Below are 22,064 nucleotides of genomic sequence, written 5' to 3'. Positions count from 1 at the left end.
GACCCGGTTATAGAAGGTAGGAATGATCATTTCCGCCTAGCAAAAAGAGCCCTGCATTCAATCACGAATGCCAGGACCCTCTATATACTCAATTATTCACGGTCACCCGCTGCGCGCGGCAAGAACCGTCAAATCCAGCCCCGCTCCTTCGCCCGCTCGGTGGCCTGCTGCCGCGTCTCCACTTCGAGCTTCTGAATCGCCAGGGACAAATAGTTACGGACCGTTCCTTCCGTCAGGTACAACGTTTCGGCGATCTCCCGGGTTGTCCGTCCGGCATGCGATAACCGCAGCACCTCGGTCTCCCGTTCGGTCAGCGGATTGTCCTCGTTCAGAAACAGCACCTCCGCCAGGTCCTTGCTGATCACACGGTCCCCGCCCATCACTCTGCGAATCGCGTCGATCAGAAACTCGATTGGCTCGTCTTTTAATAGATACCCCTCTAACTTGAGGTCCATCGCTTTCTGCAAATACCCCGGACGGGCAAAGGTCGTCACGATCATGACTTTCGCCGGGTTTTCGGACCGTTTGAGCCGTTCAGCCATCTCCAACCCCGTCAGCCCCGGAATCTCTATATCCAACAGACACACATCAGGCTTCAGGCGCATAATCGCTTCCCATGCAGCTTCCCCATCCTCCGCTTCGGCGACAACCTCCATGTCCTCTTCAAAAGACAATAGCGACTTAAATGCCCCGCGCAGCATCTGCTGATCCTCGGCAATCACAATTCGGATCATCCGGCTTCACCCCCTGTTTCCCGTAAGCGGTACGATGAACGTAATCGATGTCCCTCGCTCCGAGTGCGGTTTCATCTCGACTTCCCCTTGCAGCATCGCCACCCGCTCCTGGAATGACTGCACGCCGTTGCCTTTTCCCGGCTCCAGTTGGCCATTCCCGTTATCCTTCACTTCAAGATAAAGACGCTGATCCCGCTCGTATCGGGTGATCGTGCATTCGCTCGCCCCGCTGTGCTTGAGGATATTCGTCACCGCCTCTCGGACGGATAACGCCAGCATCGTTTCGGCCACCGGGGATAGCGGAGTTAACGGCGTCTGATTGGAGACGAGCAGCTGAATCCCTACTTTTTGCAAAAGATCCCCCGCCAGCTCGATCTCCTTCTCCAGCGGAACAAACTTCATTCCGGTCACCAGCTCCCGCACCTGCTTTAAAGCGTGCCTGGAGGTGTTCACGATATCTCGCAACTCCTCCTTGGCTTGGTCCGGACGTTGATCGACTAGGCGGATGGTTAGCTCGCTTTTCATCTTAATCATCGTCAAGGTTTGTCCTAACGTATCATGCAGATCCCGGGCGATCCGGTTCCGCTCCTCCTCTTGGATATACCGTTCCAGCTGGGCATTGGCGAGGTTGAGCTTCTCTTTCAGGACCTTATTGCTCTCCCGAGCTTGAAGAACGAGGGGTACCGCCAGTTGAATGATCATCACCGGAAAATAAACCGTCCGAAAGATCCCCGCCGACTCCCCCTCATGGATCCATCCGGCCACAATAAACATCGCGGCGATGCCGACCATGCCGATGCCGATCACCCGCTTGCGATCCGCCCTGCCCATTAGATCCGCAAACACAAACCCATACAGCAAAACCCCGATCCCTTCATAGACGCTCAGCGCGAGAATTAGCAGGAAGCCGGCATAACTGCCCAGGAGCAGCAGCCACCGACGTTGCCACAAGCAGATGTAATAGGCGGCTAAGAACAGGAGAAGGAACCCTATTTTTAGGAGGAGAGAATAAGGAACGTCCAGCACCAGCACACGGTAAATTAGAAATACGATAATCATGACGTCCAGCAGCAAAAATTTCTCGATCTGGTCCGCAGGATACAGCTTCCGTAACAATGGGCATTCCCACCTTATGCTTGATCCTCAGCCGACCAGCTTGCCCGCGAGGTTCGTCATCCACCTTCTCGCCGCTTCCATCGGACCGAATCGGAACCGCTTGGACCACAGCGAGGCGAAGACAATTTGGAAACTGGAGATGGCCATCCAGAGGAGAACCGTGTTAAATGAGTCCACCTTGCCTCCCAGGCCAAGACCCCATCCATAAAAAATAAGGGAAGCGGTGATATTTTGCAAGACATAACAGCTCAGCGACATCTTACCCACCTGCTCCAGCCGGTTCCACAGCCACAGGCCCTCGTATCGTTCAACCAGCCTCGCGATAAGCGCGAGATATCCCAGCGAGAGGATCGGTGCAAATAAGTACCGCACAGGGAAATCCAGATATCCGCCCGGGATAAAAATCAGCAAATTCAGCGGAAGTCCGATCGCCAAGCCCAGCTTCAACAGCTTGCTTCGGTGCTGCCGTCCCTGCTCATCCGGGGCAAACACCCCGGACCGCATCATCCGAATGCCCAGCAGGAACAGAAACAGATTCATCGGAATCACGAACACGGCTTCCAAACGAAGCGACACGAAATTCACCAGCCGATCCTGTACCTGCTGTATCCAGCTGCCGCCGCCATATAAGGCCGTCGTTTCACTCATGTCCCCCATGGAGATATGCGCCCCGGAGAGCCCGAGGTAGATCCCGAAACCCAGAATCAGCAGCATGATCCCTCCATGCACCCCGCCGAAGATCCACATCGCTCGCCGGATCGCCCGATCCCCGCCTTTGACGATAAATGCGGCGAAAACCGCCGTGATCCCGTAGCTCATCAAAATGTCATACTCCATCACCAGCATAAAATGCAGCAAGCCTTCCGCCATTAGGATGAAGGACGTCCACAGGTACATTCCCGGCCAGGCGTTCCCCCGCTTCAGGGCTTGGCGATACTTCATCTCCAACCCAACGCCAAACATCATCGTCAACAAGCCCAGCAGCTTGCCGTTGACCAGGAACAACACGAAAACTCGCACGAAGTCTTGGAACGACGACCACCACGCCGCATGATCAAACGTAAAGACATAATTCACATCCCCCAGATGCGCAAAAATCCAGATATTCGTCCCCAACGTCCCCAACACCGCGAACCCTCTCAAAATATCCAGCAAGCGAATTCTCCCGCCGCGATTCTCCATCCTCTTCCCGTCCCTTCGACTTCGTTCTCTTGGTAGCTTCATTCTACCTTCGATCGCCGGAGCGGCGGAATTCACAGCTGTCAGGAGGTGGAGATGACAGTGTCATAGGAGAGGATGAGGTTATAGAGAAAAAAACAAGCCCTAGCAATAGCTAGGACTTGCTTCGGACTTCTATTTCTATAGCGCTCTTCTCTTTTAAGCGAGCCACAACTTCTCTTGCCCATGTTGCTCGTCCATGAACTCCTCATATTGCGGTTGAACAGGCGCATGGAATTGTGCGGGAGCCGGTTCTGACGTCGGTTGCAGATACGCCTCGTCCACATACATGATTCTGCGCTGAACCTGCATCAGTCCATTAACCACGCGAAGCGCGACCCAGAACAATACCAGGCCAATGCCTTCGGAGAGCAGATACTGCTGATTATAGGTCCAATCGATATGAAAGTACGTGAACAGGGTATTTTCCAAGATATCCAGCTTCATTTCATTCATCAGAACGATATGCACGACGGGAAGGGCAATAAAGCCAATCCCCAGGGCAAGAGCCGTAACCATCACCGCAAAGAAGACGATACCGGTGATGAAACGAAGGATCACGAGCATCAGATTTCGGAAGAACAACTCCCCGTCAAACCCCTTCACCATACGCATAAACCAATTCTGTCCAGCCTCTGCTTGTACGTGGTTCGGAACCGCGGCGGGCGGAACCGGCAACCTTAAAATATGCCGAATCAGACTTTGCTCAAAGCTCACAATCCCATTCAACAGCTTGGCCATTCCAAAAAACATCGGGATCCCGATAAATACCGGAGTCAACGCAATGGAAAGGGCCAGCCCCGTAATCGCTAACGTCAAATAGATGATCCCTAACGGGAGAGATAACAGCAAATAGAGCATCGTTGCATAGGTTTTGGGATTAAACAGCGCCCAATTCACCTTCCCTACTTTCGCCACATTCGTCGCTTCAACTGCCTTCACTTCAAACACTCCTTTACCTTCATCAGTCACGCGCTAAGTTTATAAACCCATTATAACTACCGTATTGGCGCGATATAACCGTCTTAGGGGGTGTTTGGAAGCTAGACTTTAGGCTAGGGCGGGGGCCGACTTGGGTTCCGTATAGGCTGCTGCCGTTCCGCGTTTCCATAACCCGACCGTGAAGACCAACAAAATCAAGACCTGGGCCGAAACCACGATCAACGCCGTTTGGTCGAAGACCACCTCCGTACTGAAGGAGAGGAAATTATGGACCGCATGCCACACGATACCGATCCAAAGGCTTCGAGTGATACTGACGATGAGTGCCAGCACGATTCCGACGAGAAAAGCAAAGACAATCTGCAGGAGCACCTCGGCAGGATTGGTTCCGCTTAGGGCGTTAGCGGCATGAAGCACGCCAAAGACGACGGACGAGCCAATCACGGCCTGTTTACGGCTTCTTCGCGACAGGAAGGAGAAGGCCAATCCCCGAAAATAAAGCTCTTCGTTAAAGCCAACCACAATGGTGAACAGAGCCAGTACCGCGTATTCCGCGCCCGGACGGGTAAATGCGTCGGGACCATAGGCTACAAACGGAATGACTTCCACCAGCAGCAGCGGCACGCATAGCCAAATGGAGCGTATGCTGCCGGAGACAGGGCGGCGAAAGCCGACCTCTTCGGCCGAAATCCGGGAACGGCGCAGCAACCACAGGCCCGCCAAAATGGATAAAATCACGGACGCCGTCATGACGAGATAAGCCGGGACTTCCGCCAATTCGGCGACTTGGGCCGCCGCGGAGCCGACAGCGGTCAGAAAGGTGCAAATCAGTGCCGCGATGACGGCGGCGACATAAGGATGTTTGGTGATATATTTCTCGGACATGGTTAAAGCTCCTCGCCTTCTTTTTTGAGTACAACCAGCAAGCCTTTAAATACGTTGCCTAATGCGTCTCGCGCCTCCGCGTCGTCCATCGTGCTGCTATTCGTTGCGATCAAAGAGGCAATGCCATGCGTCGTATACCAAATCCCGGCATAAAGCTTGCGCGCTAAATCGGGGGAAAGTCCGGTCATGCTTCCGATCATCGCAATCACCTGGTCGTCGCCTTCGGTGGAGCCGGCAATCTCGGCCACCTTCTCCTGCTGCAGCCGGTTTGACATAAATAGAAGCTGGAATAGCTTCTTTTCCGTCCGGGCAAACCGGATATAAGCGAGACCCATCTCCAGGAAGCCGTTCCCGCCGCCCTGCATCGCCGTCAGCATCACCGTGTTGTATAGATGCTCGGCATAAGCGTAGAGCGCTTCCCTCAATTCCTCCATCGAAGCAAAGTGGCTAAAGATCGGCTGCGTGGAGGTGCCCAATTTCTTCGCGACGTTTCGCGCATTGACGGCATCCATTCCCTCATCACGGAGCAGCTCCAGCGCCGCATTCAATACGATCTCCCGCGTGACCTTCGGTTTCGGGGGCATGAGATTTCCTCCTTGTTTTTGTTATGTAACAGTCGTTATATTACGTATGTTATTTTATATTCATTACGAAGTCAACACTTATTTTGGCCGTAACAAAAGCCCAGGCGTTGAATACGCCTGAGCTTTTGGGGACGAGCAAATGGGGGGTTCTAATTAGCTATTCCGCCACCTGGCGGATCAAGCCTCGCGCCTTCGAATCAGCTCCTTCTCCAGACTCTCTCTTCCTCGGCTCATCGCCCAGAAATGGTTCGAAGTGAAGAGCGGTTTCAGGATCGGCGAGAACAGTTTGAGCAAGGGCTTCTCGGCATTCACATACCAATCGAATTGTACGTTCACGTATTCTCCGTCCTGCTCGAACCGCCATGTTCCGTGACCGACCAAGTCGCCCGAAGACTTCAAGGCGATGGAATGCGGCGCTTGTTCGGCCGTCTTGCATGACTTCCAGCGAAGCTTGTATGGCAGCTTGCCTCTGGAGAGAATATCATAGACCTCGTTGCCTGTCTCCTCGTCCGTGCCTCCCGTTTGAATCTTCAAGTACACTTCAGGCCACCAGCGTGGATAGTCCAAGAAGTCGGAGCATATCTCATAGATCTCCCAGATGTTCCCCTTCACCCGCCAATGGGTCGGCATGTAATATTCGTTCGCAGCCATGGATTAGTTCATCCCCTCCAACAGTTGTTCGATTTCAGGACTTATCGAGATCGCTCGCAAGAGGACGGTCAACACTTCGGCTCGGGTAGCGCTCATATTCGGGCCAAATCCATTCTCGCCCCGGCCATTGATAATGCCGGCATTCGCGGCTAGCCGAATCTGATCCTTGGCCCACGTATGTTCGATGTCCTGCAGATTCACCGTCTTCCCTGGCTTCACCTCCGCCATATTAACAATCCTTGCGAGGATCGCAATCATCTCGGCACGCGTGATATTTCGATCGGCATGGAACATGCCGTCCTCATAGCCATTGATGATTCCGTTACTGGCCAGCGTAAGGACCGCCTCCCTCGCCCAACTGTCCCCAAGATCGGTAAAGCCGGGCGTCGCTGCGGTGCCTTGGGTAAACGGGAACAGCCTCACGAGCATCGAAGCGAATTCTCCTCGCGTGACGTTCGCGTCCGGCTTGAAAGTCCCGTCGCCGTATCCTTGAACAATCCCGAGTCTTGCGAACAAGCGGATGTTATCCGCTGCCCAGTGGTCTACCGTATCCGGAAAGACGGGAACGTTCGCATGGCGAGGATCGTTGATTTTGGCGGTCAGCGCCTCCAGCATCATCTGGATCGCTCCCGTATCATTTACGTCAATCGGAGGTCGGCCGGGAACGACGTTGAGTACCTTAGGCTTCTCTGGCTGCTGCGTTGTCGGGTCCGTCGGCTTCGTTGGGTCCATTGGCTTTGCCGGACCTGTCGGTGTTGTCGGGTTCGTTGGCGTTGTCGGGCCTGTCGGCGTTGTCGGGTTCGTTGGCGTTGTCGGGGTATCCCCGCCGCCCGGTCGACGCCCGTAGATCGTGATCTCTTGGCTTCCGACGACCCCGGAACCATCCTGAGCCGCCGCCTGAACCGTCACGATGCCGGCCTGTTTTGCCTTCAACAATCCATTCTCATCAATGACCGCCTTACCTGTACCGCTTTGTATCGACCACGACACCTGCTTGTTGGTGGCATCGTCCGGATTCACGCGGACGGTCATTTGCAGCGTGTCTCCTTCATAAACGGAGTAGGTGACGCTTGTCACCGTAATGCTGGCAACCGGGATCGGGACGACCGGGGCCGAAGCCCTCGTGATCGTAACACGATAAGCTTTGGGCGTTCCATCTTCCGCTATGACGAATAACGTTACGGGGTTGGGACCCACATTCAGATCAACCAGTACGGGATGCCCAGACTCCACGACCTCCCCCTTGACGGTGATGATCGCCGCCAGATCAGATACCTCAGGCACGATCGTGACGCTGCTCGTCGCATGTCCGACGTCGGCAGTATAGCCGGTAACTCCGGGTTGGAAGCCCGGCGTCAAATCTCCGACGCTCAGCGTCAAGCCGGCTAAGTCGGCATTCGAACTTGGAGTTGTTCCAGGCAGCGGCTTCACCCGAATCGATACCGTTGCCGGCTCCGCACTCGATCCGTCGAGGCTTGCCGATAGCTCGACCATGGCTGTCTGAGATACATGAGGGGCCTTCCAAATGATTTCGAAAGCGCCGTTCTCATCAGTCTTCACCGTTGCCGTGTCGGTCTCCGTCAGGATCCACTTACCTCCGTTCGGGCTGCTCAAGTGAACGGAGAGGTTCGCTTGAGGCGTATCGTCTTCATCCACAACCGTACCGGAAACCCGAATTTCCTCGCCGCTGGACACCACATTGCTGAACGTGAACAGACGGATCGCGAGCTGCTTGCTCTCCCACTTGGCGTATAAGGTCATGTCCCCGGCAACCGTATCCTGTTCGAAGTTCCATGGTGTCGCGTAGCTCGGGTCCTTGTACCACCCGGCAAACCGGTAACCGTCCTTGTCTGGCGTCGGCGGCTCGGCAAGATAAGCCCCCTCGCTGGCGGTCGTCGCAGGAATGGCCGTTCCCCCGTTCGTCTCATACGAAACGGAATATTGCGCGGGAGCAGGTTCCCATACGGCATAGAGCTTCACAGTTCCGCGTATGAGCTTGAATTTATAGCTTTTACCCGTCTCATAGAAATCTCCGCTTCCATCCTTCGCCGAATTCCATCCTTGTAAAGTAAATCCCGTTCTCTTCAAGCTCCCGCCCGGCTGAATGACCATCGATGAATAATAACTGTAATGCGTATTGTCGACCGGCGCTTCCCCTTCGGTTTGCCCGTTGCCGTCATATTCGACGAGGACATCGCTCGATTCATAAGGGAACCCGTTCGAAGTCGCATAATTGACCATGTCTCGGTCGCCAACGGCCGGGAAGATGAGCTTGACTCCATTCTGCGTCCCTCCGAACACTTCGTCCCCCAGCCTCAAGGTCGCAGGCAGGATCACTTGAGTGAGCCTGTTGTTTTTAAAAGCATTCGTATCCAAGTAAGTTGTCGTCCCCGGTAGAATGATGGAAGACAACTGATTATCGGAGAACGCGCCGAACCCGATCTCTTGCAGCCCGTCATCGGCGAACATTACATTCTCGAGAAGATTGTTATAGAATGCATAATCACCTACCTGAGTGACGCCGCTTGGGATCGTCATCGAGGTTAACCGATTATTCTCGAAAGCACGGCTGTTCACGGAAGTTAAGCCATTCGGCAGCGTTACCGCCGTCAGCTCCTCGTTCGCAAAAGCACCCTCTCCGATCTCCATCACGACATAGCCGTCGATCGTCTCGGGAATGACCACATTCGAATCCGTTCCTTTGTACCTCGTAATCACAATCCCGCTGCCGTCGTCTTTCAGACGGTACGCATAATCTCCGCTGGTCATCGTATCGGCTCTGCGGACATGCAGCGTATACGTCTGCGTGTGGAGTCCGTCCCCCGCGGTTACGACGATCGGGATCAAGTTCAACCCGGCTTGCAACGGTACCCGGACGGCTGAACCGCTGGCGGCAGGCATATGGTTAATGCTCAGCGTGGACAGATCGCTGGCTGTGCTTGCCGTCACGCCGATACTCGTGACGACATGGCTGACGTCCGCAACGGTGTAATTGTACGTGTCGCCCGAGAATTCCGGACTGAGCGTCATGGAATCTAGCGACAAGCCGCTTAACCGGGCATTGGATTTCTCCGACGGGACGACCTGAAGCGTCCGGCTGTCCATCACGTCGATTGTACCGTCTACGCTCCCCGTAAGGGTCACGGATTCAGGATCCGTGACCCAAGGAGCCGTCCATTCCGCGGTAAACCTGCCGCTCACATCCGTTGTCGCGGACGCGTCGCTGCCATCCGTAAGTTTCCATTTGCCCATCGTACTATTCAAATTCACGACGGCGTTCGCAACAGGCGAGTCGTTCTCGTCTTTCACCACGCCGATTACCGTAAGGGTATCGCCGCCCGTCACATCCTCGTTATCTGTCGTCAGCTCCAGTGAAGTGATCGCTGCCGATCCGTTCCATTTCCATTTCGCATATAGCGTCATATCTCCGAAGACGGTGCCCTGGGCGAAATCCCATGGCTGCGAGTAACCGATGTCCTGATACCATCCGTCAAAGGCATATTCCGCCCTCGTCGGCACCGGAGGCTCGGTTGCTTGTTCTCCGTAGGCAACCGTTTGGGACGCGATGGGCGTTCCCCCTCTCGTATCGAACGTTACTTGATATGAACTCGCCTCCCAGTTGGCATACAAGGTCAAGTTCCCGTACGGAATGCCATAAATAATCGGATAGTTGCCGCCGAAGTAATTCGTCCCGCTTCCATCCGGCATCGTATTCCATCCTTTGAAGGTATAACCGTCCTTCGTTAAGGAGCCTTGATCCGGAACCGCAAACTGTCGATAACACACATAAGGCGTCGACGAGGGAGGCGTGCCCCCTGTGCTGCCGTTCCCGTCATAAGTAATCCCATATTTGCAAGGGACGATCTGGAGACCGTATTTGCTGGCATGGTTTTGAACCGATACGTCGCCGGCGAGCGGAACATAGATCGCAACATTCGGATTCAGACCGAATACGGGATACATATCCCCGCTGCCCAAATCGACATTCGGTGGGATCGCAACATTGCCCAATTGATTGCTCTCGAAGGCTTTGACGTGGATGGCGGTTACCGATTTGGGGAATTGAAGCGTCGTTAATTGATTGTTAGCGAAGGCATAATCCTCAATTCGAGTTAGTCCTTCCGGAAGGGCAACGCTGGCCAGACGATTATGCTGGAAAGCGCCCATTCCGATGACAGCCAGACTGCCGGGAAGCGTTAGGCTTTCCAACTGATTGTTCTCGAAGGCATACGCACCCAGGAAGGTTAAGTTTCCGAACGTAACGCTTTGCAGAAGGTTTTTTTGAAAAGCCCCTTTACCGAGGTACGTTACGCCGGGAAGCTCGATCGCGCCCAATCGATTGTCGGCGAAGGCATAATCGTAAATCTCCGCAACGCTCGGCGGGATCGCGGCGTGGGATAATTGGTTGGACCCGAAGGCATTGTCGCCAATGTACGTCACGCCATCCGGAATCGTGATATCGGTTAGCTGATTACGGTAAAAGGCGAAGCTCTCGATTTTTGTAATGCCTACCGGGATCGTAACGCTGGCAAGTCCAGCGTTGGACAATGCGCTACTTCCGATGACGGTGACCGGCTTGCCTTCGATCTCGCCCGGAATGACGACCTCCGTGCTTATTCCCGTGTAACCCGTAATCGTGACCGTGTCGTCCGATTGCACCACATAAGTAAAATCGTTGTCCTGATTTTCCTCCGCGTGAGCCGTCGGCAGGGACAAGTTGCCCCCAAGCATCACGCACAACATGAACAAGGTAAAGATTCGGCGCATAATTCTCCTCCAATTTGATTGATCCATTGTCTATTAATGTAGAATAATCAATCCTATTAAAAAATCCCCCGAATGGGGGGGATTGGAAGGAGCGCCTGCCGGCTATGAAATAATCTTCAATTCCTTGGCGCGCTGCAGCGCCTTTACGCGGTTATTGACGTCCAGCTTCCGAAAGACGTTCTTCAAGTGATACTTCACCGTTTCCGAAGTGATGTGCAGGGACTCCGCGATTTGCCTGTTGGATAACCCCTCCGCCATATATTGGACGATTCGCGTCTCCTGTCCGGTCAGCAAGCCGGTTGCGGCCGGCAACTCCTCCTCGGAAGCATCCTCTCGATACTTCTCCTTGATCTTCTCCCACGTTCGAGCAAACCGTTGTTCCATCACCGGCTTCATTAAGTAGTCTAATGCGTTCACTTCGAACGCTTGTACCGCATAATCGTCAAAGCCCGTGACGAAGATGACGGAGATGGAAGGATCCTGCTCCAGCAATAATCGGGACATCGACATCCCATCCACTTCCGGCATGGAGATATCGAGGAAAGCCACTTGAATGGGGTTGGCCCGCACATACTCATACGCTTCGCGCGGAGTCAGAAACGCGCCGCATACTTCGAGGTCCTCATATTCGGCAAGCAGATGCTGTAGCCCTCGCACCGACAAGGGTTCATCGTCCACGATCATCGCTCTAATCATCCAACTTCCTCCTGTCTGACGGATAAGGGAGCTCGAAGAACACCTTCGTTCCGACTCCGACCGCACTTTTGACTTGCAAGCTTGCATCGTACAGCAGCTTGATTCGTCGTGCTATGTTTCTCAGCCCGATTCCTCTGCGCCCCGAATCCGAGCCAAGCACTTCTTGCCGCTTTGCCTCGCTCATTCCGCATCCATTATCCTCGACGCTGAACCGAAGATTTCCGTCCGCTTCCCGAACCGAGATTTTGACGATGCCGCCTCTTACGCTGGACATCAGACCATGCTTGATCGCATTCTCGACCAAGGGCTGCAAGATGAGCGGAGGAATGAGGCGATTCGGATCGGCCTCGATTTCGTACTCGATGGCCAACCGTTCGCCGAATCGTGCCTTTTCGATGTTGACGTAAGCCTGGGTCAATTCCAACTCGTTCTCCAATGTCGTGAACGTGTCCATTTGCTTGAAGTTAAGCCCGGATCTGAGATATTGAGAGAGGTCCAGCGTAAGCTGTTTCGCCTGTGGGGGGTCTTCTACGCAGAGAACGGCTATCGAATTGAGGGCATTGTTTAGAAAATGCGGCTGAATCTGCGAACGTAAAAATGCGATCTCCGCATCTTTGGCTTCCGCCAGCCGCTGTTGATTTTTCACGATCGTCTCCTTCACCGTCTCATTCAACGCAACAAAGACCAGCACGACGGCCACCATAACCAGGGTGTACAGAAGCATAGAGCTCAAGAACGTATCGAATAAGCCAATAAAGAGGGCCATTGAAAGAAAACTGCAAATGCAATAGCTAACCGTTAGAGCTGTCGCGATCAACAGCCTTTGGTTCTTATTCGCTTGCATGAATCGGGACTGAAAAAATAGGAAGATCGGGATGCACATAAATACGGCCAACGTCGTCGCATAAAATCCGCCATCCATCCCAAGATAGGAGCGGTAGAGCAGAATAAGCAAGGATAGAAACAGCGTCGTCTCGACCCCGCCGTAGAACGCCCCCAGAAGCAACGGAACGATACGGATGTCGATGGATAATTGATCGGTAACGTGGACGGGAAAGGTCATGCATAACACAAGTGCGACTCCGAATAGGAGCGCCTGCGTCAGCCTGAAATACTTAAATCTTCCGAAGCCGATCGAATAAAATAATTGGAAAGCGAAAATCAACGTAACGACGAACGCCACCTGCAGCAATAAGTCTTCGAGGATATTCATCACAACCGCCCTGTATCCTCCCCACCCATTCTATTATGCCTATTGTAAATAATCTCTGGCTGTTTTGTCTAACAGGGATGCTGCTCTTCTATTATCCGGTGACGGGGGCTAAACCTGCGGCAACGACCACCAGAACGTCTTTCACCGTGTCTTCCGCCGAACTCTGCTGGGGTTGCCTGCTCCACTCCATGGCCGCTCCAAAGATGCCCCAGCTTGCGATCCGGGCGGTCGTCTCCACTGTCTTGCGCGAAAGGGAGGGTTCCGCTTGTTCGCTTAACCAGGCAAATAAGAGATCATAGAGTTCCTTTTGCATCACGAGCTCAAACAGGGTCTCATACTGGCGATCCGCCAAAGACATGTAAGGACGCGTACAGAAAAGAAAATCGAAAACGATCAAAATCAGCGTCCGCAGGCTCCCGATATCGGATAACGAAGCATTCGGCAGCTCATCCTTCAGCTTCTCCAGGAATTTCTCTCGCATCCAGCTCTCCAGAAACGTGAATTTGTCTTCAAAATGTGCATAAAACGTCGAGCGATTTACGGTCGCGTAGGCCGTGATATCTTGTATGGTAATTGAAGAGACATTCTTCTTCTGCTCCAGCAATTCCATGAAAGCTTGCATCAGGAGCTGACGCGTTCTTTTCACACGGGGATCGTTGGGGTTCGTGAGCATGCTAAGCCTCTCCTCTCTATCAAGATATAAAAAAACAACAAATCCGAGCATGTGTTGGATAAGCCACGAATGCGCCGGTTTATTGGTTGTATGAGCCAAATCGCTTAGATAAGATTAGCATAGACAGTGTAGTCTGTGAAAGCTATAAAGTAGGTAGGATTACCAAGGAAGGACGAAAGCCTATGACAACATCCTGGACAGAAGACCACATGCCGGATCAAACGGGACGTGTGGCTATCGTAACCGGAGCCAACAGCGGGATTGGCTGGGAAGCGGCGCGGGCGCTAGCCAGCAAAGGGGCGACGGTCATTATGGCCTGCCGCAGTATCGCCAATGCCCACCTTGCCGCTGATCGGATTCAAGCACTCAAGCCGTCGGGCAAAGTCGTAGTTATGGCGCTCGATCTAGGTGATCTGGCCTCCGTTCGCGCTTTTGCGACGGCCTTTCGCCAGAACTACCCCCGGCTGGATCTCCTGATCAACAACGCCGGCGTGGCGCATCCCCCTTACGGGAAGACCGTGCAGGGCTTCGAACAGCAATTCGGGACCAACCACCTGGGGCATTTTGCGCTGACTGGTCTGCTGCTGGATCTGCTTGGCGCGACGCCAGGCGCACGCATTGTGACCGTAAGCAGCATTTCACATCGGTCGGGAGTCATTCACTTTGATGACCTGAACCTGGAACGGAATTACAAGCCATCGCTCGGCTATGCTCAGAGCAAGCTGGCGAATCTCCTGTTCACCTACGAGCTTCAGCGTCGTCTTGTGGCCGCAGGCCAATCCACGCTGGCCGTAGCGGCACATCCGGGCTGGTCCGCGACCAATGCGCTGCGGCATTCCAACTTCATGCGACACCTGAACCCGATGTTCGCGCAACCCCCGAAAATGGGCGTCTTGCCGACCCTTTATGCGGCCACCGCGCCAGACGTCCGAGGCAGCGATTACTTTGGGCCAAGCCTTCTCGAATTGCGCGGCTTCCCCAAGAAGGTCGAATCGAGTCCGCGCTCGCATGACGAAGCCGCCGCGCGGCGGTTGTGGACGGTTTCGGAGGAGCTGACGCAGGTGAGGTTTGAGTTTGAGGACTCTTTTTGACCATTCCGGCTATCATTTGTACAATATTTATAGCCGTTAGAACCGGCGACATCCGATAGGCAGGAAGAAGGAGATTCTTATGGAATACCATGTATCCATGCATGGGAAGGATCAGGCAAGTGGAACAATCGATCAACCCTTTCGTACGATATCACGCGCTGCGGCTCTTGCCATGGCCGGGGATACGGTTATCGTTCATGCCGGAGTATACCGAGAATGGGTGAACCCGGCCAATGGAGGAACAGCGGAACATCGAATCCTTTATCGATCCGCAGGCGACGGGGAAGTCGTCATAACAGGCGCTGAACGGATTATGGACTGGAAGTCGGAGGGAGGCCCTGTTTGGAGTACAGAAGTACCCAACTCCCTATTTTCCGTTCGTAATCCCTTTGAAGTGGAGCTCCGTGGAGACTGGGTGTTTGACGGGCCCTTCCCGGTCCATCTCGGGGATGTTTATTTGGATGGCAAATCTCTGTATGAATGCGATCGTGTCGAGAAGGTTCACCAGCCCGAAGTTTGGCCCGAAGCCAGATATCCCAAAGACTCCCTGTTAACGTGGTATGCCGAAGTTGGATCTGCAACAACCAAGATCTGGGCCAATTTTGGCGGAAAAGATCCTCGTAAGGAAAATGTAGAAATCAATGTCCGTCCTTACTGCTTCTGGCCTGAGAAACCCGGACTTAACTACATAACTGTAAGCGGATTCACGCTTCGCCAAGCCTCTCCACAATGGGCGCCGCCTACGGACTATCAGGAGGGTTTGATCGGGCCTCACTGGAGCAAGGGTTGGATTATTGAAAACAATATCATCAGTGAATCCAAATGCGTGGGGATCAGCCTGGGTACCGCAATCGGTACAGGTCACGCTAAGTCTTCCGGGAAGCATATTAAAGGCGGTACGCAACGCGAGCAGGAGGTTATTTTACGGGCATTACGCTCCGGTTGGCATAAGGATCGCATCGGCAGCCACATCGTTCGAGGCAATGTGATTCATGATTGCGAACAGGCAGGGATCGTGGGCCATATGGGGGCAGCCTTCAGCCGCATTTATCAGAACCGCATTTACAATATTCACCACAAACGACTCAGACGCGGTGCCGAAGTCGCAGGAATCAAACTGCATGCTTCCCTGGATACTCAAATTAGCGAAAATATCATCTATAGCTGTTACCGAGCACTTTGGCTTGACTGGCAAGCACAGGGCACCCGCATCAGCCGCAATGTCTTTTTTGACAACCTATCTGAAGACTTGTTCGTTGAGGTCTGCCATGGTCCGTATATGGCGGATCACAATCTGTTCCTCTCTCCTATGAACTTCCGAAATATGGCGCAGGGCGGAGCCTTTGTCCATAATTTGTTTGCAGGCCGGTTTGTCGTTCGTTCCGAGATTACCCGTACGACGCCGTATCACTTCCCTCACGAGACGGCAATGGCAGGGTACTCCAATATCACCGGGGGCGATGACAGGTACTATAACAATATCTTCTTGGGGGATGAGGGTGCGAATCAGGAGCCTGTTCCCATTACCTTTTTTGAGCATCTTCCGCTTAAACCAAGGGATGAAGTGGGAGAGAACGGGAAGACGGTCATGGATGGGGTTCCGGACGATTCCATCTGCTATCTGCATGCCGTGGGACTGAGGGGCTACGACAACCATCCCGATGCCAAAGATAAGAAATGGTGGGAATACACCAAAGAGGAGCTTGCTGCGCTTGGCGACGCCGCCAAGGATTATTTTATCGGAAATGCCGTTCTTCCGGTGGCGATGGGTGGAAATGTATATCTTAACCATGCGGTTCCAGGCAGCCATGAGCCCCATGCGAAAATCTATCCGCAGAAGGGCATCACCGTTCAGGTTCATCCTGCGCAAGGCCGCGTGCAAATTCAGGTCCATGCGCCCGAATGGCTTCGAGGGGCCTCTGCGATGTTGGTGACCACCGATCTGCTGGGCAAGACTTATCACGCCGAGATGAAGTATGAGGAGCCGGACGGCACTCCTTATCGTTTTGACTCCGACTTTTTCGGAAACAGGAGACCTGATGCAGATGTCACACCCGGTCCGTTTGAATTGAGCGAAGAGGGTAGCTTTGAGTTTGAATTATAGATAGAAGAAGGGCCCCGACCATTCGGTCAGGGCCTTTATTATACATATGGAGGCAAGGGGTGCAGTGACATTATTGAAGTCAAATATCACCTTGAAAATAAAACAAGACCAGCACGAGGCAGCTCCTGGACAGAACCACAACACCAGTCTCACTACATATATAACCCACTTGGAATGAAATTATTCTATCCTCTTGTCAATAAGCGTAATGGAATTTTGTAAATCCCATGCAGTTGTTGATCGCCATGAGGAGAGGGAACTAAACAAGTTCGTGATTGAATTTTAGAATATAATTCATTAACCCAAGTTGAGAAAGGGGCCATTGTAGTTGCCCCGACACAAAGTTCATGGTATTTTCTGATGACACCTGCGCATATCAGCAAGTTGTATACCTTCTTCTACCTTTGAACTTACAAAGAATGCCGATTCCACAATTGAAGTGCAGTTATTTCCTTCCCCAGAGCGGAATAAATAGTTTTTCATTTTGTGAGAGATTAACATGTCGTTCCCCTCATCCTGAGAATCGAAAGAGACTATACACTTCTTCCCCCGCATATAGGAATACCCATTAATACGTTGAAGCAAGAACCTGTAGTGATTAGGGAATGTACCTCCCTCCACTTGAAGCGGTTCTTCAGGTTTTTCCATCACTATTCCAAAAACTTTCAAGTTCATAATATTACATAGAATCTCGTTTACAACTCGATCTGCAAATACTTTATTGTTGATATTTTTAGTAATTGACTTTGGCTTAAGGACATTCACTGCTTTAAGTTCCACATCATGACGCCCGTACAAATCCATTTTGATATTGTACATTCGCTGCATGATATTCCTTACTTCATCCTTAGGGATGCATACTGCTGCAAGTACGGGGTTTTGGGTTTCATCATTCGGATGAGGAAAGCCACTCTCGTCAATATATGCTAACATACAACCCCTCCACTAAACTGATATCAATAGAGTACTATATATACCAAAAATATCAAAGAATAAAGACACCTGACCCGGTGTCTCTTCTAATAAGCGGTATAGAGGCGAAGGGCGTCGAAACCCTGTCCGAAGGCAACACCACATAGGTTTCTACGGGTGTAGTGACAGTTATGACGTCAACCGATTCTAAGCCACACGGGAGTCGCCCCTCTGTTGTGATCATAGCATTATAGAGGATTTACCCGAATCCCCACCACTTTCTCCGCCAAATCCACATCCGTATGATCCAGTTGCACTTTCACCTTGCCCAATCTGCGAGCTTCGCGCCATTCCCGTAAATCCTCTTCATTCTCCAGCTTCAATTCCGCAATTTCACTGGCCCGATCAAACATGTACTTGCTCGTGTAGAGACAGGTGTAAATCCCCTGCCCTCCTAGAGCAATCGGCCGGCCCCGCCGCTCCCAACGTTCGATCGTAAACTTCACATAGAGCTCCTCTTCCGTCCCGGGTCGAGCCGGCCGTTCCGTGATTTCCCGTCTCCGGACCACTTTCCAATCCAGGATGCGGCCGAACCAGTGAATGCCTGTGTTGCCGGGGCCATGAAACTTCTTGCGGGACTGGCACATCGCGATGTATTCGATTTGAGTCAGCAGCTTGTGGTCAGCGATATTTTTCAGCGGCATATGGTAAAACTGATGCTTCAAAGCCATCTCCAGTTGGGAAGGCTCCCTGAGCGAACCTACCAGGACATTCTTGCCCGCAAACTTGTTGTAGTAATATTCCTTCGTCCCGCGAGGGCGAGTGGAACGTTCGTAGGCTTTCTCCGGGCTGTCTTGGATGATCTCCTCCAGCAGCTGGTCCATCAAATTCGTCGTGTTCGGCAGAAACGGGATCGCCCCGATGTTGACGAGCTGAATGCTTTTGTAAAAAGGGTGCTCCCTAAACTTCGCCTCATCCGGATACGGAAAAAGCACATACGCCCCAAACATACTCCGCTCATACTCGCCGTTCCGTTGATCCTGGTACACAATCGCATCCCGGTACCGGTGCATTGTGTTGATGTCGTCCTCCTCAGGCCCCGGCTGCTTATATTTCTTCCAGTAAGGTGTCCCCTCATAGGCCGGATTCAAGCGGTATTTCGCATCAAAAATATACTTATACTCAATCGCCGCGTCATTCTTTTTCAAAGTCAGCACATTATCCGGTCTCTGCGCCAACGTAGAGTGGCTGTCTCCCTGAGGCAAGGAATTGTAGTAGAGGGTAAACACCTCTCCATTTCGCGGATTTCGATAGACCATCTTCGCCTTCCGCCCGCGATCCAGCGTCACAAATAGCCCCGTCCGATTCACCTTAATCAAATCCTGGCTCACCAGCTCATATTTCCGCCGCATCAAATCGTGGATTTTCAGGAAACACCAGTACTCATACAACTGCGCCAGATCCTTCATCGATAACCGGAACAGATCCCCTTGAATCGAGAGCCCCTTCATCAGCAAGAGATAAATCCCATAGACCTCCCGATACCCCGGAGCCATCTGCAGGACCAGCGTGATCGAAACCTGCTTCATATCCCCGACTTGTAAAAAATCCTGCTGCAACAGCCGCTGCAACTGCGAACGCATCACGTCAATTTTCTTCAGTAAGACGGGATCCGCGGTTCCTTTTTTCGCAACGTAGGACCGTAGCTCCTTCAGCTTCGAGGTAATGCGCAGCAACACCCAGCGGATGAACCGATTCTCCGCCGTATCGAAGTCCATATACCGCCGGGTTTCAAGCACATGCGTAGGCAGCTCCTGCCCCGGAACAAACAGCTCCGGCCTTTTGCGCAAAAAGGCGATATTCTCCTTCCCCACCCGCTTCGCCCTCGACGCCTCCACCAGATGAGATTCACGGCGCATTTTATAGTGGGGGGTATTTTTGATCCGATCGATCCCTTGGGTCAGTTGCCCAAAAACCTGCTGTAATATCGTAAAAAACTCCGTCACACTCTGATGCCGGGTCTCCCTTAACCCGGTCAGATGAAACGTCTTGCGCAAGAAGTCAAAAGACAGATTATAGATCTGCTCATTCACCTCTCGCAGAATCACTTCGTAATCGCGCTTGTAATCCATTTTGAATGGGAAGACTTCGAGTTGCAGCTTAAAGATGACCTCACCATGCAGGCGGAGCTCCAGTTCCGAGAGGTATATAGGACGTTTTAACAAAAAATCACCCTTTCAGGTGATTTTTTGTGTCTATGAGTTCAATACACGATAGTGCCTCATCATCACATGTTAATTCATTTAGCATCTTCTCGTACTTATGAAGGTTTCTTTGTGCTTCGTGCCTACTGTATTGTAGAACTTCTCAGAGTGGGTCTTCTTAAAATTATGAGGGCGTGAATGCAGCTTTCTTTGTAAAGGATATAACTATGGAGGCGCGAAGGAAGTCATTGAGCTGATAAAGTAACCCACGTACTTGTCTTGTCCTAATCCTGACTTGCTACCTTAATGATTTTATTACCCTTAAAAAACTCCGCGATTGTGTAGTACCGTGGGCCGGCATTATTGACCTCCGGTTTAGGAAGATGCTTGAGATGAATGACCTCGTGCTTGTCCAGGTTGTAAAAACGATACTCCTCATCCTTATGTTCAAAGCCAAATTTGCTTGCTGATCGATCTACAATGTACCTTTTTATTCGCTCAGCAAATTCTGCTTCGATACCGTCCAGAACCACATCAAGATTCGGTGAAAGCGGGTCTAATACCACAATTTCTTTAATCTTATATAAAAACTCCATCTCACCGCCACCGGCTGATCGAAATGTAATATAGATCGGGGTTTTATAGGTAAATCCTCTGCGATGATGAGGGCAAGCATGAATAAAGTGTTTCATCGTTAATGGAAGGGTTTCACCAGCCGCTACAGATAAAACCTCTACCTCATAGAAGTTCATCCCGTTTTTCACTCCCGTCAGAAAATCTGCATACTCACGAGCAATGTCCAGATCAATGTTTTGATTTTTCCTTGACCGCATAAAATCATTCAGTAATTTAATAATCTCATTCCATGAGATACTGATGAATCCAGTCTCAATTGGGTGTATAACCCGGTACTTGGTAATTGTAATACCTATGATGGGGATTCCTTGTTCGCCAGGAAAGTATTCTGGATTAAGATACGAGGATAGCTGCAGCGTGAGATCATTGTCCTTTACAAGACCCTTCTTCGAACTCTTAGCTTCCATGATAATGACAAAACACTTCACATTCCCCCGGTAGAAGGAGAGGGTGATGTCCCTACGGATAATTATATGGCCCTCCGAAAGCATTTCGGCATCAACCTGCACATAATCGACCTCATTTAAGGGAAGTCCACTCAGTGCTGCAGGGGAGAGGACGGACTTAATAAACATAAAAACTAGATTCGGATACTTAGAAAAGGTATATGCCAATCCCTTGGTTTGTTTGGTCTCATTGTCACCATCAATAAGATCAAAAAATGAGGAATATTTCTTCGAGGAGTGGCCTTTATATATGCGAAAAGTTGTCTTCACTACTTACATCACCTCTTACTAATAAGTAAATTTCAGTGGCATCGCCAATAATCGGAAACTCAAGTGATATGAAATGTTTGGGATCTTTTCTTTGTATTGTTGTTTGAAACAACGCGGCATTGAAAACAGTAGTCTTTAGATTCTACTAGCAATCTATGTAAAATGTTTCAATCAAGTCAGTTCTCCCAAATCAAACCAGAGAAACATTTGCTCATACATAAAATCTATGTTGTGAAAATATCAGAATGCACCGATTTTGAAGCGGATGATATCATTTTTATTTTTGTTTGCAGAATAATTTTTCAGTAATTCCCAAAATAATTTATTACAGCATATATGTCTTGTTCGCACCAGGTACTGTCTATGGAAGGCAACTGCATTCCCGTAAGATATCTCTAATCGAAAGCAACATAAAATCAATTCTCTTGCAGTTAGCTATCATATCCTATATTAGGTAACCAACAGGACTGCTCTTAATAAAACTATGTTTCTTATATTTCTATATATCATAACGATTTTATTTTTTTCATATCTAGTTTCGGAATTACTGGGTAATCATAGTTTTTCATGAGCCTAATACTGGCCCCTAAAGAAAGCGAAATCTCTTACTTTGACGTATGAAGTGGCTTTTGGGCTGTTCCTGCCCACCACTGCTTAATCTTCTCTCTTAATTCGTAACGATACAGTTAACATTGACTCAACCTATGTACTAAACCAAACTAATTTGTGCCCCCCTTTCCTAACGAACACTTGTTTGGTAGACTTGAAGCAGGAAGTAGTGGGTATCAGTTTTTTTGAGATCTTTAAGTCTAGGAAAATTGATTTGACCCCAAAATCAATGCAAATCCAAGGCGGTTTACCCAGGCTAATCAATTTAGGATGAAATGCCTCATCTGCGGTTTTCTGGGGACATGATTATTTA

16 protein-coding genes are annotated in these 22,064 nt (G+C 51.3%); 2 read left to right on the top strand and 14 right to left on the bottom strand.

Features of this window, described 5'->3' with window-relative positions:
* Positions 1-128: 128 nt before the first annotated feature.
* The 11 genes from M0651_RS14080 to M0651_RS14030 form a co-directional block, all read right to left on the bottom strand.
* Entirely contained in the window at positions 129-734 is a 606-nt protein-coding gene (locus tag M0651_RS14080) for a response regulator transcription factor (RefSeq protein ID WP_248552382.1), read from the bottom strand.
* A gap of 6 nt (positions 735-740) precedes the next feature.
* Positions 741-1,850: a sensor histidine kinase gene (locus tag M0651_RS14075; RefSeq protein ID WP_248552381.1), complete on the bottom strand. Its 1,110-nt coding sequence runs from the start codon at positions 1,848-1,850 to the stop codon at positions 741-743.
* A 27-nt stretch (positions 1,851-1,877) separates the two neighbouring features.
* Positions 1,878-3,032 carry a DUF418 domain-containing protein gene (locus tag M0651_RS14070; protein WP_248552380.1) on the bottom strand — a complete coding sequence of 385 codons (1,155 nt, stop codon included), beginning with the start codon at positions 3,030-3,032 and terminating at the stop codon, positions 1,878-1,880.
* Positions 3,033-3,227: 195 nt separating this feature from the next.
* Positions 3,228-4,010, bottom strand: coding sequence for a sensor domain-containing protein (locus M0651_RS14065; RefSeq protein ID WP_248552379.1), 783 nt, complete (start codon positions 4,008-4,010; stop codon positions 3,228-3,230).
* Between the two features lie 108 nt (positions 4,011-4,118).
* Positions 4,119-4,895, bottom strand: coding sequence for a CPBP family intramembrane glutamic endopeptidase (locus M0651_RS14060; RefSeq protein WP_248552378.1), 777 nt, complete (start codon positions 4,893-4,895; stop codon positions 4,119-4,121).
* A 2-nt stretch (positions 4,896-4,897) separates the two neighbouring features.
* Positions 4,898-5,479, bottom strand: coding sequence for a TetR/AcrR family transcriptional regulator (locus M0651_RS14055; protein WP_248552377.1), 582 nt, complete (start codon positions 5,477-5,479; stop codon positions 4,898-4,900).
* A gap of 177 nt (positions 5,480-5,656) precedes the next feature.
* Positions 5,657-6,130, bottom strand: a complete 474-nt coding sequence (locus tag M0651_RS14050; RefSeq protein WP_248552376.1) for an SRPBCC family protein — start codon at positions 6,128-6,130, stop codon at positions 5,657-5,659.
* A gap of 3 nt (positions 6,131-6,133) precedes the next feature.
* Positions 6,134-10,897, bottom strand: coding sequence for a leucine-rich repeat protein (locus M0651_RS14045; protein ID WP_248552375.1), 4,764 nt, complete (start codon positions 10,895-10,897; stop codon positions 6,134-6,136).
* Positions 10,898-10,999: 102 nt separating this feature from the next.
* Positions 11,000-11,593: a response regulator transcription factor gene (locus M0651_RS14040; protein ID WP_248552374.1), complete on the bottom strand. Its 594-nt coding sequence runs from the start codon at positions 11,591-11,593 to the stop codon at positions 11,000-11,002.
* Positions 11,586-12,806 (bottom strand): sensor histidine kinase, encoded by a 1,221-nt coding sequence (locus M0651_RS14035; RefSeq protein ID WP_248552373.1) that lies wholly within the window; start codon positions 12,804-12,806, stop codon positions 11,586-11,588. Before M0651_RS14035 ends, M0651_RS14040 begins: the two co-directional genes overlap by 8 nt.
* Before the next feature lie 91 nt (positions 12,807-12,897).
* Entirely contained in the window at positions 12,898-13,479 is a 582-nt protein-coding gene (locus M0651_RS14030; RefSeq protein ID WP_248552372.1) for a TetR/AcrR family transcriptional regulator, read from the bottom strand.
* A 182-nt stretch (positions 13,480-13,661) separates the two neighbouring features.
* Here M0651_RS14030 and M0651_RS14025 point away from each other — a divergent pair, with 182 nt between their 5' ends.
* Together M0651_RS14025 and M0651_RS14020 are read left to right on the top strand one after the other, a co-directional pair.
* The gene (locus M0651_RS14025) at positions 13,662-14,570 is read left to right on the top strand and encodes an oxidoreductase (protein WP_248552371.1); all 909 of its coding nucleotides are present in this window, start codon (positions 13,662-13,664) and stop codon (positions 14,568-14,570) included.
* 79 nt (positions 14,571-14,649) lie between these two features.
* Entirely contained in the window at positions 14,650-16,674 is a 2,025-nt protein-coding gene (locus M0651_RS14020; protein WP_248552370.1) for a DUF1565 domain-containing protein, read from the top strand.
* A 345-nt stretch (positions 16,675-17,019) separates the two neighbouring features.
* Here the strand turns inward: M0651_RS14020 and M0651_RS14015 are convergent, their stop codons facing one another.
* The 3 genes from M0651_RS14015 to M0651_RS14005 form a co-directional block, all read right to left on the bottom strand.
* Positions 17,020-17,607, bottom strand: coding sequence for a DUF3800 domain-containing protein (locus tag M0651_RS14015; protein ID WP_248552369.1), 588 nt, complete (start codon positions 17,605-17,607; stop codon positions 17,020-17,022).
* Positions 17,608-17,834: 227 nt separating this feature from the next.
* Entirely contained in the window at positions 17,835-19,811 is a 1,977-nt protein-coding gene (locus tag M0651_RS14010) for a DUF2357 domain-containing protein (protein WP_248552368.1), read from the bottom strand.
* Positions 19,812-20,074: 263 nt separating this feature from the next.
* The gene (locus M0651_RS14005; protein WP_248552367.1) at positions 20,075-21,142 is read right to left on the bottom strand and encodes a hypothetical protein; all 1,068 of its coding nucleotides are present in this window, start codon (positions 21,140-21,142) and stop codon (positions 20,075-20,077) included.
* Between the last annotated feature and the right edge of the window lie 922 nt (positions 21,143-22,064).

This window comes from Paenibacillus mellifer, from assembly GCF_023195895.1.
In the GTDB taxonomy this organism is placed as follows: Bacteria; Bacillota; Bacilli; order Paenibacillales; family Paenibacillaceae; genus Fontibacillus; species Fontibacillus mellifer.
Note: the sequence above shows the minus strand (reverse complement) of the source record. Positions and strands in the feature narration are given on the sequence as shown.